The sequence below is a fragment of the Kribbella monticola genome (assembly GCF_003261635.1).
Taxonomy (GTDB): Bacteria; Actinomycetota; Actinomycetes; order Propionibacteriales; family Kribbellaceae; genus Kribbella; species Kribbella monticola.
Genome location: NZ_QFXK01000089.1, coordinates 16296 through 30744 on the forward strand (window position 1 = coordinate 16296; position 14449 = coordinate 30744).

Genomic DNA, 14449 nt, shown 5'->3' on the forward strand with positions numbered 1-14449 from the left:
ACTGTTGCGTCCGAACAACCGAGGGTCAGGCCCCACGGTTGTTCGGACGCAACGCAGTGAGGGGTCAGGTGCGGCCTTCGGTTTCCTGGGCTTCGAAGAGGGTCGGCTGGGTCTCGGCATCGAGTCCCCAGTCGGCCCTCATCACCGTGTAGCCAGCCTTCTCGGCGGCGGCGCAAACCTTGACATCGTCGTCGACCAGTACGGCGACCGGCCGCTCCTGCGCGAGCGTTCGCAACCGGGCGAGCTTCATCACCACGGACGGGCGCCGGTCGTTGTTCCCGCGCATCAACAGCTTCCCGTCCGGAAAGCCGTTGTCCTCGAACCACTTCACCGTGTCGCGCCGCAGCCGCTCGGGCCGCCCGGTCAGATAGACGATCTCGTGCTCGGCCGCGAGCGTCGTCGCCACGGCCAGCCCTTCGTCGAGCACCGCGTCGTCCTTGGCCGCCGCGAAGAACGAATCCCAGTCCTTGGGCCGCTTGGCGAGGAAGTGGATCCGCTTGCTGGTGTCCGACAACGTCGCGTCGATATCCAGTACGGCGTACGGTCGTTTCTCGTCGGGCACGTCGCTCAGTGTCCCGCATCCCGGGATTTGACGTCGTGCTGGGCCGGGTGGGTGTTCGCATGCCGGGCATCACGCTGGGTTGTGGGTGTGTTGGTTGGGAGTTGTCGGCGGCGCGGGTTAGCGTTCTCGCGCGATGGAAGACTCGATCACGTTTCTGCACAGTTCGGACTGGCAGCTGGGGATGATGCGCCGGTTCCTGGGGCCGGACGGCCAGGCCCGGTGGGCTCAGGCGCGGCTGGACGCCGTCATGCGGATCGGCGACGTCGCGAAGGCGACCGGGGCGGCGTTCGTGGTGGTCACCGGGGACGTGTTCGAGCACAACCAGGTCGAACGGCAGACGATCTTGCGAGCTTGTGAAGCGCTGAAGCGGATCGAGGTGCCGGTGGTGCTGCTGCCGGGCAACCACGACGCGCTTGAGCCGGGCTCGCTGTGGACGTCGGCCCAGTGGACCGGGCACGCGCCTTCGCACGTCGTGGTGGTCACCGACACGAAGCCGCTGGAGATCGTGCCCGGCGTCGAGGTCGTCGGCGCGCCCTGGCGTTCGCGCCGGCCGCTATCGGATCCGGCGGCCCCCGGGTACGCCGAGCTTGCGCCCGCGCCGCCCGGGGTCAAGCGGATCTTGCTCGCGCACGGGCAGTTGACCAGCTTGAGCGGCGGGATGTCCGACGTACCGACCATTGATCAGGCCGCTCTGGAGGCCGCAGTCAATGATGGGCGGCTGCACTACGTTGGGCTGGGCGATCGGCACTCGACGACCGAGGTGACCGAGCGGATCTGGTTCTCGGGCACCCAGGAGGTCACTGCGCCTGAAGAGACGCACCCTGGCAACGTTCTCGCGGTGACGCTCGGCGAGGGCACGATCGAGGTGGAGCCGCATCACGTCGGCGCCTGGCACATGGTCGAGCACCATGCCGAATTGGACGACGAAGAATCGATCCGGGCGCTGGAGGACTTCTTCGCCGAACTGCCGGAGAAGGAGCGGACGTACGTACGGCTCGCGGCCGACGGCTCGCTGCCATTGCCGTTGCTGAGCCAGTTGGACGCCATGGTCGACGCGCAGGGTGAGGTGTTCGCGAGCGTCGAGCGATGGGCCAAGTTCTGGACCGTCCGACCTGCTCCGGACGCGGCGGACCTGGACGCGTTGCAGCTGAGCGGGCCCGCGCGCGCGGCGATGGAGGAGTTGCGCCAGGCATTGGCCGGCGGCGACGAGACAGCCGGTGCGGCGCTGACGTTGATGCATCGACTCGCGCGGGACGCAGGATGAGGCGGCCGTGAGATTGCACAGCCTGACGCTGCGGAACTTCCGTGGCGTCAAGGACCGTACCGTCGAGCTGCCAGCGATCGGGACCACCGTGGTGGTCGGTGACAACGAGGTGGGCAAGTCCAGCCTGGTCGAGGCGTTCGCGCTGATCTTCGACTACCCGGACGACTCCAAGTCCAAGCGGATCATCGACATCCAGCCCGTCGGTCAGGACGTGGCGCCCGAGGTGACGGCGCAGCTGACGCTCGGCGGCCGCGAGCTGACCTACACGAAGCGCTGGCTGAAGAACAAGGCCACCGAGCTCACCATCCTCGAGCCCGATGGCCGGCGGCAGTCGTGGACCGGTCGCGAGGCGCACAACGAGGCCGAGCGTCTCTTCAACGAGCACGTCGATCCGGTGCTTTGGCAGACGTTGATGGTCAGCCAGGGACAGTCGCTCGTCCTGCCGACTCCGGCCGACGCCGAGCCGCTGATCACGGCCGTGACCGCCGAATCCGGTACGCCGGTCGACGGCGCCTCGATGCCGCTGGTGCTCGCGGTCGAACACGAGTACCTGCGTTACTGGACCAAGGGTGGTCGCCCGACCGGCGACTTCGCCAAATCGGCCAAGGCCGTGGAAGCAGCCGAACTCACCGCAGCCCAAGCGCTGAAGGCGATGGACGAGGTCGTCGCCGACATCCGCCGGGCCGAGCGACTCGCACTGGACCTCGACGAGCTGAGTTCCCGGCTGACGGACCATCTGAAAACGGTCGAGGAACTGCGCGAGCGCAAGCAGGCCACGGACGAGATCCTGCTCCGGCGTGATTCCGTGCGGGCGCGGGCCGAGACGGCGCGGGCGCGCCTGGAGAACCACACCCGGACCAGGGTCGAGCGTGAGCGGCTGCTCGCCGAGGTGGAGAAGCTCACCCAGACCGACGCGGAACTCGCCGAGCGGCGCAAGGACGCGGAGACCGTCGCGAAGAAGGCCGCCGAGACGGTCCACGCCGCCGAGGCCGCGTTGGCCGAGGTCATCGAGCTCAGGGACGAGCGGCGTGGCGACCTGCACGTGGCGGAGCGGCTCGTCGCGAGGCTGACCGATCGCGCCGAACTCGACCGGCTGCTGGTCCAGCAGACCGAGCTGGTCGACGTACGGGCGCGGATCGCCTCGGCGGGCTTGGTGCTCGACGGCGTCAAGGTCGACGAAGCGCTGGTGGCCGCACTCGAGGACGCCCGCGCGCGGGTCGTCGAAGCGCGCGCCGCGCTGGCTGCCGGCGTACCGGAGGTGTCGGTACGGCGGGTTGGTGCCGAGGCTGTTCGGCTTTCCGGGACCGGGCTGGATGCCGGGTCGGCGAAGGTGCCGGACGAGCTCGAGGGTGAGATCCAGGTCCTGGTATCCGGGGAGCTGGTGATCGACGTACCGGGACAGATCGAGGTCAAGGTCCAGGCCGGGGGAGAGGCGGCGACGCTGCGTTCCCGGCTGGACGAGGCCGTCCGGCTGGAACAGGACCTGCTGAAGCGCGGGCGAGTGAAGGATCTGGCGGCCGCGCGGGAGTTGCTGCGCAAGGTCGACACCGTCTCCGCGGAACTGCAGGAGGCCCGGCGGACCGAGCGTTCACTGACCGCCAATGGCGATCCGAGTGAGCGAATCACCTTGTTGTGCGCGCGGTTGGGCGTTTCGTCGACCGGCGAGGAAGAGGAAGAGACCAAGTCGGCCGGCAAGCGGCAGGCGCCGGTCGAGGATGTTCCCGGGCAGATGTCGCTCTTCTCGCAGTTCGAGGAGGAGGAAGGCACCTTCGACTTCGAGGACCTGCCGGCGCTGGAAGGTGGCGAGCTGGGCGCCGCGGAGCGTTCGCTGGAGAACGCCCGGGCCGAGTTGGCCGTCGCCGAACGGCTGCTGTCGGACGCGGAGTTCGCGGCGGCACAGGCGCGGAAGGCTGCCGAGGAGGATCGGTCCGAGGCGCAACAGGCTCGGGCACGCTCGGAGTTGGCGGAAGAGCGGCTGGCCGCTGCGGTCGAGGCGTTGGACGCGGCCCGTGCTGTGTTGGCCGACGAGAACGTGGACGCCGAGGAAGAGAAGGCGACGGCCGAGGTCGAGGCGGTGCTCGAGGAGCTGACCGCAGTACAGGCTCAGGCTGATGAGGTCGGCGCGGACGAGGCGGCTGGTCTGCTGGCCGATGCGCTCGCGGTGGCGACCCGGCTGCAGGGCGAACGCGACGTACTGCGGGACTCGTTGCGCACCACCGAGGGCAGGCTCGAGCAGTCGGGGCGGGACGGATTGGGGACGCGGCGCGAGCTGGCCGAGCTGGAGCTGGCCGCGATCCGGGCCGAGCACGAGGGGCTCAAGCGGCGCGCGGACGCGGCTCGCCGGGTGTTCGACACGCTCGGGCGGCATCGGGCCGAGGCACAGACGAAGTACTCCGAACCGCTGCAGACCCGGATCGAGTCGCTGGGACGCAGTGTGTACGGGCCTTCGTTCAAGGTGTGGCTGGACGACGACCTGGCCGTGGCCGAGCGTGAACTCGACGGCAAGCGGCTGCGTGTCGAGGCGTTGTCGACGGGCGCGCAGGAGCAGTTGGCGATCATCACCCGGCTCGCGATCAGCCACCTGGTCAGCACCGGCGACAACTCCGTGCCGGTCATCTTCGACGACGCCCTCGGCTGGTCAGACAAGGGCCGCCTCCGCGACATGGGCGCCCTGCTGGGCCGCGCCGGTGACCACGGCCAGGTCATCATCCTCACCTGCATGCCCGAACGCTACGAGTACGTCCCCCGCGCCACCTTCATCAAACTCGAGTCCTGAATCGGGGCTTGACCTGGAGCGCGCTCCAGGTCGGAGGGTGGGGGTATGGCGAACACAACGACAACAGGACGGCGGCTCGGGCGCGACGGACGGACCACCAGCGCATTGGGTGTCGGCTGCTGGGCGATCGGGGGACAGTGGGAGGCCTCCGGCCGGCCGGCGGGGTGGGGCGAGGTCGATGACGAGGTCAGCATCCGGATGATCCACACCGCGGTCGATGCAGGCATCCGGCTGCTCGACACGGCAGATGTGTACGGCACCGGTCACAGCGAGCTGGTGGTCGGCAGGGCGCTGAAGCAGCTGCCCGCGGGCGTGCGGGCCGAGGTGACCGTGGCGACGAAGTTCGGGAACCTGTTCGACGAGACGACGCGGAAGGCCTCGGGGCAGGACGTGACGCCGGCCGCGATCCGGCGGGCGTGCGAGGGGAGTCTTCGCAGGCTCGGTGTCGAGGCGATCGATCTCTACCAGCTGCACGGCGGCGCGGACACCCCGGCCGAGGTCGAGGAGGTGGTGGCGACCCTGGAGCAACTCGTTGCCGAGGGCAAGGTCAAGGACTTCGGCACGAGCGTCGACGACCCGGCGGTGATCGCGGTCTTCGGCAAGTCGACGGCCGTCAGCGTGCAGTCGCAGCTGAACGTCTTCGGCCACAACCCGGAGGTCCTCCGCACCGCTCACGAGCACGACCTCGCAGTACTGGCCCGTACGCCGCTCGCGATGGGCCTGCTGACCGGCAAGTACAACCTGTCCAACCGCCCGTCCGAGAACGACGTACGCCGGGACACCCCGTGGTGGACCTACTTCGACGACGACGCCATGGCCGACTGGCTCCGCCGGCTCGAAGCGGTCCGGGAAATCCTGACCACGGACGGCCGGACCCTCACCCAAGGCGCCCTCGCCTACCTGTGGGCGCTCGATCCGGCCGTCATTCCGCTCCCCGGCGCCCGTACTCCGGAGCAGGTCGCCGAACACGCCGCGGCCATCGGCTTCGGTCCGCTGGCCGATGCGGACCGCCAGCAGATCGACGAGCTACTGGCCGATTCGCCGGGACGGCACTGACGGCTCAGACCATCGGGATGACGCTGGCGGTGGAGAGGTTCGGCTCGGTGGCGCCTGGCTTGTTCTCAATGGTCAGGCCGAGCGCCACCTTGCCTACGATCCCGCCCCGGATGACCTTGGAGCCGTCGTGGGTGGTGACACCCACCGAGTGCATGGTGCGGCCCTTGTCCTCCAGCCAGAGCTGGTAGGTCTTGTCGTCGGGCAGCTTCGGGAGGTCGTGCAGCAGGACGATCGCGGTGTCCTTGGCAGGCGACATCACCACCGTCGCCTGACCGCCGCTCTTGAGGTTGCCGCGGACCGTCTGGGCGTCCGACTCGGCGAGCAGGGCGGCCAGTTGTTCGTTCTGGTGCCGGGTCTGGGAGTTCTCGCGATACTGGTCGATCGCGATCCCACCGGCGCCGGCGACAGCGAGTCCGGCCGCGGCGAGGCCGAAGAACGAGCGTCGGCTGAAACCCTTCCGGCGCAGCGGCTCCGGTTCAGCGGCCTGTTCTCTCAGCAGGGGCGGGAGTTGCCGCGTGGTCGCGATCTCGGCCATCACCCGCGCCTTCAACGCGGGCGGTGGCGGCGCGGCGACCGCCGTACCGAGCTTGTTGGCCGCTTCGCGCAGCTCGGAGACCTCCGCGCTGCAGGACTGGCAGTCGGCGAGGTGCTCCTCGAACCCGATCCGCTCGTCCTCGGGCAAAGCGTTCAGAACATAAGGTCCGGTCAGCGCGTGCACCTCCGGAGTCGTCAAGGCCCTCACCTCCCCGTCACACCCAGGCAGTCGCGCAGCCGGATCAGGCCGTCGCGCATCCGCGCTTTGATCGTCGCGAGCTTCGCATCGAGGAGCTCTGCCACTTCTCGATACGAGTATCCGCCGTAGTAGGCCAGCGTCACCGATTCCCGCTGCAGCTCGGTCAACGAGCCTAGACAGTGCCGGACCTGCTCCACTTCGAGGTTCGTGGTCACCGTCTCGGCGACCTCGTCGTACTCGGTGGTCGACGACGCGGCGGCGACCGCCTGCTCCCGGTCGGTCGACGACTGCTCGGAGCGGACCCGGTCGATCGCCCGGCGGTGCGCCATCGTGAGGATCCACGACGTCGGCGAGCCACGGTCGGCGTCGTACCGGGTGGCGGTCCGCCAGATCTCGACCATCACATCCTGCGTCACCTCCTCGGACTGCGCCGGGTTGCGCAGGACGCGCCGGATCAGCCCGTAGACGCGCGGCGCCATCTGGTCGTACAGCTGCGCGAACGCCGCGGAATCGCCGCGCGCCACCCGCGCCATCAGGTCGGCCGGTGTGCCGCTGCCGGCATCGACGATCACGGGCCACGGGAGGGCTGTCGACTCCTCGCTCACAGGTCGCATCCTTTGGTCGGTACTGCGGTTCGGATGCACTTCGGAGCCGTACGGCGCTCGGATGGGTGCCTGATTAGCGCAGTACCCGTTCTGGCGCGCTGTAGACGACGCAGCGCTCGCCCCGGGCCCAGCCGACCACCGTGACGTCGAACCGGCGGGCCAGGTCGACGGCCAGGCTGGACGGCGCCCCGACGGCCACGATCATGCCGATCCCGGCCGCGACCGCCTTCTGGATGATCTCGTATCCGGCCCGGCCGCTCACCGCCAGCACGAGACCTTTGCGGCTCCGCTGGTTGAGCACCGTCCAGCCGACGACCTTGTCGACCGCGTTGTGGCGACCGACGTCCTCCCGTACGACGACGCGCTCGCCGGCCGCGGTGAACAAGCCGGCCGCGTGCAGTCCACCAGTGCGCCCGAACATGGGCTGCGCCTCCCGCAGCAGGTCAGGCAACCGCCGTACGACGTCCAGCTCGACCTCGACCGGATCGACCGGGTCGTAGTTGCGCTCGGCGAGTTCGTCGAGGCTCTGCTGACCGCAGACCCCGCAGGCGGCCGACGCGACGCCGTACCGCTGCGGTGGTTCGCGATCGGGCGGGCCGTCGAGGCTGACCGTGACGGTGTTGAACTGCTGCTCCCGGGTGAGCTTCACATCGGTGCAGTAGGCAACGGTACTGATCGCATCGGGCCGTACGGCGAACCCTTCGCCAAGACAGAACCCGGCCGCCAGCTCGAAGTCGGCGCCCGGCGTACGCATCGTGACGACCAGCGGCTCGGGCGGCCGGCCCGGCCACTCCAGCCGAAGCTCGAGCGGCTCCTCGGTCACCACCACGTCCTCCCGCCGCGAGGTCCGCTCACCATCCAGCACCTCGACCTTGAACCTGGCAGTAGGCCCTTTGCTCATACCTCCAACCTAAGCCTTCACCAGCCGGCCGTTCAGAACGCGCTGGCCTGTCGTTTTCGGTGGGGCGGGTTGAGGGTCGTACGGTGCGGGGGTGGATGGGGCGAAGGTGCTGGTTGTGCTGGATCTGGTCGGGATTTTCGTGTTCGGGATCACCGGGGCGCTGGTGGGTGTGCGGAAGCAGTTGGATGTGTTCGGGATTCAGGTGCTGGCGGTGGTGACCGGGCTTGGTGGCGGGTTTCTGCGTGATGTGTTGATCGGGGCGACGCCGCCCGCAGCGCTGGTCGACTGGCGGTATCTCGTCGTGCCGGTGGTGGCGGGGCTGCTCACGTTCTTCCTGCATCCGGGGATCGGGCGGCTCGAGCGGTTGGTGAACGTGTTCGACGCGGCCGGTCTCGCGCTGTTCTGCGTGACGGGCGCCCGTAAGGCGCTCGAGGTCGGGTTGTCGCCGCTGTCGGCCGCCTTGCTCGGGATGATCTCGGGAATCGGCGGCGGGGTGATCCGCGACGTACTGTCCGGCCGGGTCCCCGTCGTGCTGCGAAGCGAGATCTATGCGATTCCGGCCTTCCTCGGCGCGGGGATCGTGGTGGTGGCCGACGCCGCCGGCTACCAGGCGACCTGGGTCACGTTCGCGGGAGCGGTCGTCTGCTTCCTGATCCGCTTGGTCGCTGTCCGCCGAGGCTGGAACGCTCCGCTTCCCCGGCCGTCGTAGCGCCGAGCGCCCCGATGGTCCAGGTGTAGATCGGGGTGAGCGGTGGTTGCGGCTCCCAGCCGTTGGTGATGGCGAGGAGATGGAGGTAGCGGGCCCAGCGTGGGTCGTTCGCTGTTTCGAGGACGTCCGCGAGGCGGTGGCGGAGCTCCGCGCTGTCCAGCTCGCCCAGCGCCTCGGCGTACCGGGTGACGACGGCGGTGATGAAAGGGCTCGCTTCGGGAGAGTCCGGGGTGAGTCCTGCGTCCAGGGCGGGGCGGACCTGGTCGCGGATGCCGGCGACGAGATCGGGGCGGAGGGCAACGGTTCGGTAGTCGTCGACCATCCGGCGTACGGCGGTGCGGAAGTCCGGGTCCTGCGTGAGCTCCGCGAGTTCGATCCACGCCTCGACCTGCTCGGGCTCGGGGTGGTCGGGCAACTCGGGCGTGAGCGATTGGCGTACGGCGGCGAATCCGTCGAAGTCGCCGGTGAGAACCGCGTCGAGGAAGTCGGTGATCAAGTGGTGGCGTTGGGTGGTCGAGAGGTTCGACAGGCGGTGCATGAGGTTCAGATCCTCCGGAGTGGAGTGGCGTTCGGCGACCAGGGAGAGGATCGCGCGGCGGAGCTGGAGGGTGCGAACCTGCACGGCCAGCGCCTCGGCGTGTGCGGCGGCGACGTCGGAGAGCGCTGTCTCGTGATCCAGCACCTTCCGGATCGTGGCCAGGTCGAGGCCTAGTTCGCGCAGGGTGCGGATCAGGTCGAGCCGGGCCACCGCGGCGAGGTCGTACTGCCGGTAGCCGGCCGTGGTCCGGTCGGCCGGGGTCACCAGGCCGCGATCGGAGTAGAACCGGATCGCCTTCACCGTCAGTCCGGTACGGCGGGCCAGTTCCCCGATCGAGAGAAGTTCCTCCATGCCGACCACCCTGGTGTCTCCCCCGGGAGGAGACTCAAGTCGCCGGCCCTTGTGTCAGGCCGGGAAACGGAAACGGGTCAGTTGTGGGCGAAGCGGGTGCGGGGGCGGGCGAAGGTGACGGCGATGGCGGCGACCAGGGCGCTGGTGATGCCGACGACGACGGGGACCCAGTACGCGTCCGACGCGCCCACCACGTCGACGGCGTGGCCGGCGACGGCGTTACCAGGGGCTACACCGAGCAGCATGCCGGTCACGGTCCAGGTGATCGCCTCGGTCAGGCGTTCGGGCGGGACCCATTCCTCCACACATGCGGTCAGCGCAACCATCGTCGGCGCGATCGTCAGCCCCGCGCAGAACAGCAGGACGCCGAGCAGCCACACGGTCCCGACCCATGGCAACGGAGAGAGCGCGATCGCGAGCAGGACGGTGCCGATCAGCAGCCGTCGCTCGACTGCCGCTCGCCAATGCACCGAGCCGTACCAGAGCCCCGCCAACAGGCTCCCGAAGGCCCACACAGCCAGTACGACGCCCGACATGGCCGGTTGCCCCTCGGCCGCGGTGAACGCCACTGTGACCACCTCAGCGCTGCCGAGCGTGGCGCCGAGTCCCAGCCCGATCAGACTGAGCAGCATCAGCGAGAGCCAGGGGAGTGGCGCTTTCTCCGCTCCGTCGGACTTTCCCCGTCCGGGCGGATCCGAGCCGCGCAGCGATGCGAACCAGATGCCACCGATCAGCCCGAGCGCACCGGCCGCGCCGAGAGCGGCGTACGGGCTGACCTGGGTGGCGAGCACGGTGACCAGGACGGGACCGACGATGAACACGACCTCGTCGCCGACGGCCTCGAGTGCGAACGCGGTCTGGAGAGCGCGACCCCGGCCGAGCAGGTGGTTCCAGCGCGCCCGCGCGAACGAGCCGACCTGCGGACGGGTGCCCCCGGCAACGAACCCGAGCGCGTACAGCGTCCAGGCCGGCGCATCCGCCCGGACCGCGATCAGCAGGCCGACCAGGGCCACCGTGCAGAGCACGCTGCCGATCATCGTCAGCGAGCGCTGACCGAAGCGATCGACCAGCCGGCCCTGGATCGGACCGGTGAGCGCCCCCGCGATCACCGCGACACCCGAGACCGCGCCGGCCAGACCGTACGAACCGCTCTCCCGGGAGATCAGGATGACGATGCCGAGGCCGACCATCGAGATCGGCATACGCCCGAGGATCCCGGCGATGAAGAAGGCACGGGCGCCGGGGCGGCGCATCAGATGAACGTAAGGCTTCAGCATGGGTGATCGACCACACCCTAGCTTTCGCGCGGCACCGGCGCCCGCCAATTCCCACCGACCGGCCGGGGCCGTGGTCGGGGTGATTCCACCCGGCCTGAGAACATCGGTATATGCCCGACCCTCAGTCGCCTGACCCTTCGCCGTACGACGCCGTCCTGCTGCTCTCCTTCGGTGGTCCCGAGAAGCCCGAGGACGTGCTGCCCTTCCTGCAGAACGTGACCCGTGGCCGGGGCATCCCGGACGAGCGGCTCAAGGAGGTCGGCGAACACTACTACGCGTTCGGCGGCCGCAGCCCGATCAACGACCAGAACCGTGACCTGCTGGCCGCGCTCCGGGCGTCGTTCGCCGAGATCGGGCTCGACCTGCCGATCTACTGGGGCAACCGCAACTGGGCGCCCTACCTGACCGACACGCTGCGGGAGATGACAGCCGACGGCGTACGGCGGGCGGTGGTGATCGTGACGAGCGCCTACCCGTCGTACTCCGGTTGTCGGCAGTACCGCGAGAACCTCGCGGACGCCGTCGCCGAGGTCGAAGGTGCGCCGGTGATCGACAAGCTGCGCCACTACGCGAACCACCCCGGCTTCGTCGGGTCGTTCGTCGAGTCGACCGCCGCGGCGTTGAGCGAACTGCCGGAGGGATCGGCGATCGCCTATGTGACGCACTCCATCCCGACCAGCATGAACGCGACGAGCGGTCCGGACGGGAACGGGTACGTCGATTGGCACCTCGACGTCGCCGCGGAGATCACGGCCGAGCTCGAGCGGCGGACCGGGGTCGAGCGACGGACCGATCTCGTCTACTGCTCACGGTCCGGGCCGCCGCAAGTGCCGTGGCTCGAGCCGGACGTCAACGACCACCTCGAGGCGCTCACTCAGGCTGGGGTGCCGGGAGTAGCCGTCGTGCCGATCGGGTTCGTGAGTGACCACATGGAGGTCATCTACGACCTCGACACCGAGGCGGCGGCGACGGCGGAGAAGCTGGGGCTGCCGATGGCGCGGGCGGCGACACCGGGGACGGACGAGCGGTTCGTGACGATGCTGCGCGACCTGGTGGTGGAGCGAGCGGCCGCGGAACGCGGTGAGCAGCCGGTTCGCCCCTGCGTCGGCAAACTCGGCCCCGGCTGGGACGCCTGCCGCCCGGACTGCTGCCCCGCCCCACGCCGGCCAGCGGCACGTAGTACGCGCGAACCCGCACCGGCGATCGACGGCGCGCCCGCAGTACGCAGCACAGATGAACCCGCACCGGCGAGCGACGGCGCGCCCGCAGTACGCAGTACAGACGAACCGGTAGCCGAGAGCGGCGGCGCGCCCGCGGCACGTGGTACCGACGAATCCAACGAGAAGGAATCCGCATGAGCTCCGAGAATGCCCAGGACCTGCTGAAGCTCGCCACGGAGGTGGCGACCGAGGCGGCCCGGCTGATCGTCGAGCGCCGTCGCGGCACGATCACCGTCGCCGACACGAAGAGCACCGTGACCGACATCGTCACCGCGGTCGACCGGGAGTCCGAGGAGCTGATCCGGGCCCGCGTGCTGCAGGCTCGGCCGGACGACTCGTTCCTGGGTGAGGAGGGCGACGACGTCAACGGTTCCAGCGGCGTGCGCTGGGTCGTCGACCCGATCGACGGCACGGTCAACTACCTGTACGACATCCCGACGTACGCCGTGTCGATCGCCGTCGAGGTCGACGGGCAGACCGTCGCCGGCGTCGTCGTGGACGCGCCCAAGGGGGAGGTGTTCACCGCGACGCTCGGCGGCGGCGCGTACGCCGACGGCCGGCCGATCCGCGTCTCGGACTGCACCGACCTGGCGAAGGCGCTGGTCGGCACGGGATTCGGGTACGACGCGACGCGGCGGCAGGTGCAGGCCGAGGTGATCCAGCAGTTGATCACCAAGGTCCGCGACATCCGGCGGATCGGCGTCGGCGCGATCGACCTGTGCTACGTCGCCTGCGGACGACTGGACGCGGTCTTCGAACGCGGCCTGAACCCGTGGGACTACGGCGCCGGCGCGCTGATCGCGGCGGAGGCCGGTGCGATGGTCGGCGGGATGGACGGAGCGCCCGTTTCGCCCGAGATGTCGATCGCTGCCACGCCGGCCGTGTTCAAGCCGCTGCACGATGCTCTCGCTGCCACGAATCCGCTCAGATCGTGAAGCTGCTTGTAGCTGCGCAGTAGTGTGCACTAATGAGCAATCTGTTGTTCGGTCCTGACACAATTCGCGACACGCGGGTCACAAGGTGGACCCCGACGCGCGCGAAGGGCCCTCGATAGGGCACAATCTCGGCCTCGGGAGCGGTATGACGCCGGTCCCGGCCTGTCTGTCAAGGGTTTCGGGGGACCGGGGATTCCAGGGATGGAATTTCTGGGCCGCATTACCCGTTCAAGGGCTCAGCAGGCAACACCACGGGTACGAAGAGGGCAGGGAAACACCATGGCGACTGACTACGACGCCCCGCGCAAGACGGACGAGGACTCCAGCGAGGAGTCGATCGAAGAACTGAAGACTCGCCGTCACGACAAGAACTCCGGCAAGGTCGACGAGGACGAGGCCGAGGCCGCTGAGAGCTTCGAGCTGCCCGGCGCCGACCTGAGTCACGAAGAGCTGGCAGTGCGGGTGCTCCCGCGCCAGGCCGACGAGTTCACATGCTCGAGCTGCTTCCTGGTGCACCACCGGAGCCAGCTCGCGAGCAGCAAGAACGGCCAGCTGATCTGCCGCGACTGCGCTGCCTGACACGACAGCACTCTCGCCCTGCTCGGCTGAGTCCGTACCGAACGGAACGGGACCGACCCCCTTCGCGGGGGCGGTCCCGTCCGCATGTCTGCAACCAAGTCCGGCTGGTCAGGCCTTCTCGACGTCCTGTCCGGACTTCTTGTCATAACCGGGCGGCAGATGGCCGGTGGACTTCAGGTAGTACTGCGCGGCGCGGCGCTCGGCGAAGAGCTTCGCCGCCGCTGCTGCGCCACCACTGGCCACGGCCCACGTCACGACCTCGGCATAGCCGGCCTGGTTGCCCTTCGGCGGCTTCCCGCCGGACCCGAGTTTCCAGGCCGTGGTGACCGCCTTGTTGGCGACCAGGCCCACCACGATCGTGAATGCGGCGAGGACGAGCTTCCAGCCGATCTTGGCTCCGACCACGACTACCTCCCAGCTATGAGTTCCCCGACACTCAGGATCTTGCCACGCTGCTCTGCGTCAAGGCGGCAGCGAGCTGCTCGGGGTGCTTGGTGGCGACCAGCCAGTACGGCGTGGGGTCGTGCGGGTCGGTGAGTTCCACCCGTACGGCGCCGGGCAGGTAGCTGCGTAGTACGAGGTAGGCCTTCGGGTCGCAGTCGCGGCCGAAGGCGTTCCGCGCGTCCTCGCCGGTGAGAGCAACGGCCTTGCCGAGGTACGCCCGGTCGATGCTCGCCCGGCCGGCGCGGAACTTGTCCGGGTCCACCTCCACCAGCGCACCGCCGTACCGGAGGAACAGCACGGTCAGCAGTACTGCGGCGACGCCGCCGACCGCGGTGCCTGCGATCGTGCCTGCCGGTACTGCGGTGATCACCCACAGCGTCACGACAGCCACGGCGGCAATCAGCCACCAGCGCACCGGCACGCTCAGACGTTCCCTGTAATGAGCTGCATCGGCCACGAGGAACAGCCTGGCATGAGAGCTGTCGGAGCGCGTAGGTAG

General features: G+C 69.2%; 15 protein-coding genes. 7 read left to right on the forward strand and 8 right to left on the reverse strand.

Annotation, left to right across the window (positions count from 1 at the left end; genetic code table 11):
• Positions 1-64: 64 nt before the first annotated feature.
• On the reverse strand, positions 65-562 hold the full coding sequence (locus DIZ26_RS34925) for a phosphatase domain-containing protein (protein ID WP_112248845.1): 498 nt from the start codon (positions 560-562) through the stop codon (positions 65-67).
• Between the two features lie 133 nt (positions 563-695).
• Here DIZ26_RS34925 and DIZ26_RS34930 point away from each other — a divergent pair, with 133 nt between their 5' ends.
• The 3 genes from DIZ26_RS34930 to DIZ26_RS34940 are packed head-to-tail and all read left to right on the forward strand — an operon-like array spanning position 696 to position 5658.
• The gene (locus DIZ26_RS34930) at positions 696-1826 is read left to right on the forward strand and encodes a metallophosphoesterase family protein (RefSeq protein ID WP_112248846.1); all 1131 of its coding nucleotides are present in this window, start codon (positions 696-698) and stop codon (positions 1824-1826) included.
• Between the two features lie 7 nt (positions 1827-1833).
• Entirely contained in the window at positions 1834-4602 is a 2769-nt protein-coding gene (locus DIZ26_RS34935; protein ID WP_112248847.1) for an AAA family ATPase, read from the forward strand.
• A gap of 45 nt (positions 4603-4647) precedes the next feature.
• Entirely contained in the window at positions 4648-5658 is a 1011-nt protein-coding gene (locus DIZ26_RS34940) for an aldo/keto reductase (protein ID WP_112248848.1), read from the forward strand.
• A gap of 4 nt (positions 5659-5662) precedes the next feature.
• Here the strand turns inward: DIZ26_RS34940 and DIZ26_RS34945 are convergent, their stop codons facing one another.
• From DIZ26_RS34945 to fdhD, 3 genes are all read right to left on the reverse strand, one after another.
• Entirely contained in the window at positions 5663-6391 is a 729-nt protein-coding gene (locus tag DIZ26_RS34945; protein ID WP_112248849.1) for an anti-sigma factor, read from the reverse strand.
• A 5-nt stretch (positions 6392-6396) separates the two neighbouring features.
• On the reverse strand, positions 6397-7005 hold the full coding sequence (locus tag DIZ26_RS34950) for a sigma-70 family RNA polymerase sigma factor (RefSeq protein ID WP_408610301.1): 609 nt from the start codon (positions 7003-7005) through the stop codon (positions 6397-6399).
• Positions 7006-7069: 64 nt separating this feature from the next.
• Complete coding sequence (gene fdhD / locus DIZ26_RS34955; protein WP_112248850.1) at positions 7070-7897, reverse strand: formate dehydrogenase accessory sulfurtransferase FdhD; 828 nt, start codon at positions 7895-7897, stop codon at positions 7070-7072.
• Positions 7898-7988: 91 nt separating this feature from the next.
• Between fdhD and DIZ26_RS34960 the strand changes: the two genes are divergently transcribed.
• Positions 7989-8606 carry a trimeric intracellular cation channel family protein gene (locus DIZ26_RS34960; RefSeq protein WP_232828870.1) on the forward strand — a complete coding sequence of 206 codons (618 nt, stop codon included), beginning with the start codon at positions 7989-7991 and terminating at the stop codon, positions 8604-8606.
• Here DIZ26_RS34960 and DIZ26_RS34965 read toward each other — a convergent pair.
• Both DIZ26_RS34965 and DIZ26_RS34970 read right to left on the reverse strand, forming a co-directional pair.
• Positions 8518-9495 (reverse strand): MerR family transcriptional regulator, encoded by a 978-nt coding sequence (locus DIZ26_RS34965; protein ID WP_112248885.1) that lies wholly within the window; start codon positions 9493-9495, stop codon positions 8518-8520. The two genes, DIZ26_RS34960 and DIZ26_RS34965, sit on opposite strands and share 89 nt — an antisense overlap.
• Before the next feature lie 77 nt (positions 9496-9572).
• Entirely contained in the window at positions 9573-10748 is a 1176-nt protein-coding gene (locus tag DIZ26_RS34970) for an MFS transporter (protein WP_232828872.1), read from the reverse strand.
• A 134-nt stretch (positions 10749-10882) separates the two neighbouring features.
• Here DIZ26_RS34970 and DIZ26_RS34975 point away from each other — a divergent pair, with 134 nt between their 5' ends.
• The 3 genes from DIZ26_RS34975 (at position 10883) to DIZ26_RS34985 (ending at position 13506) form a co-directional block, all read left to right on the forward strand.
• On the forward strand, positions 10883-12130 hold the full coding sequence (locus tag DIZ26_RS34975; protein ID WP_112248852.1) for a ferrochelatase: 1248 nt from the start codon (positions 10883-10885) through the stop codon (positions 12128-12130).
• On the forward strand, positions 12127-12927 hold the full coding sequence (locus DIZ26_RS34980; protein WP_112248853.1) for an inositol monophosphatase family protein: 801 nt from the start codon (positions 12127-12129) through the stop codon (positions 12925-12927). Before DIZ26_RS34975 ends, DIZ26_RS34980 begins: the two co-directional genes overlap by 4 nt.
• Positions 12928-13206: 279 nt before the next feature.
• Positions 13207-13506, forward strand: coding sequence for a DUF4193 domain-containing protein (locus DIZ26_RS34985; protein ID WP_112248854.1), 300 nt, complete (start codon positions 13207-13209; stop codon positions 13504-13506).
• A 108-nt stretch (positions 13507-13614) separates the two neighbouring features.
• Here the strand turns inward: DIZ26_RS34985 and DIZ26_RS34990 are convergent, their stop codons facing one another.
• Together DIZ26_RS34990 and DIZ26_RS34995 are read right to left on the reverse strand one after the other, a co-directional pair.
• On the reverse strand, positions 13615-13911 hold the full coding sequence (locus DIZ26_RS34990; RefSeq protein ID WP_112248855.1) for a DUF4235 domain-containing protein: 297 nt from the start codon (positions 13909-13911) through the stop codon (positions 13615-13617).
• 31 nt (positions 13912-13942) lie between these two features.
• Positions 13943-14407, reverse strand: a complete 465-nt coding sequence (locus DIZ26_RS34995) for a DUF3093 domain-containing protein (RefSeq protein ID WP_112248856.1) — start codon at positions 14405-14407, stop codon at positions 13943-13945.
• Between the last annotated feature and the right edge of the window lie 42 nt (positions 14408-14449).

Bases quoted from the DNA above. Each gene is read 5' to 3' on its own strand.
- DIZ26_RS34930 (WP_112248846.1), top strand. From the start codon at position 696: ATGGAAGACTCGATCACGTTTCTGCACAGTTCGGACTGGCAGCTGGGG.
- DIZ26_RS34940 (WP_112248848.1), top strand. From the start codon at position 4,648: ATGGCGAACACAACGACAACAGGACGGCGGCTCGGGCGCGACGGACGG.
- DIZ26_RS34950 (WP_408610301.1), bottom strand. From the start codon at position 7,005: ATGCGACCTGTGAGCGAGGAGTCGACAGCCCTCCCGTGGCCCGTGATC.
- fdhD (WP_112248850.1), bottom strand. From the start codon at position 7,897: ATGAGCAAAGGGCCTACTGCCAGGTTCAAGGTCGAGGTGCTGGATGGT.
- DIZ26_RS34965 (WP_112248885.1), bottom strand. From the start codon at position 9,495: ATGGAGGAACTTCTCTCGATCGGGGAACTGGCCCGCCGTACCGGACTG.
- DIZ26_RS34970 (WP_232828872.1), bottom strand. From the start codon at position 10,748: ATGCGCCGCCCCGGCGCCCGTGCCTTCTTCATCGCCGGGATCCTCGGG.
- DIZ26_RS34975 (WP_112248852.1), top strand. From the start codon at position 10,883: ATGCCCGACCCTCAGTCGCCTGACCCTTCGCCGTACGACGCCGTCCTG.
- DIZ26_RS34980 (WP_112248853.1), top strand. From the start codon at position 12,127: ATGAGCTCCGAGAATGCCCAGGACCTGCTGAAGCTCGCCACGGAGGTG.
- DIZ26_RS34985 (WP_112248854.1), top strand. From the start codon at position 13,207: ATGGCGACTGACTACGACGCCCCGCGCAAGACGGACGAGGACTCCAGC.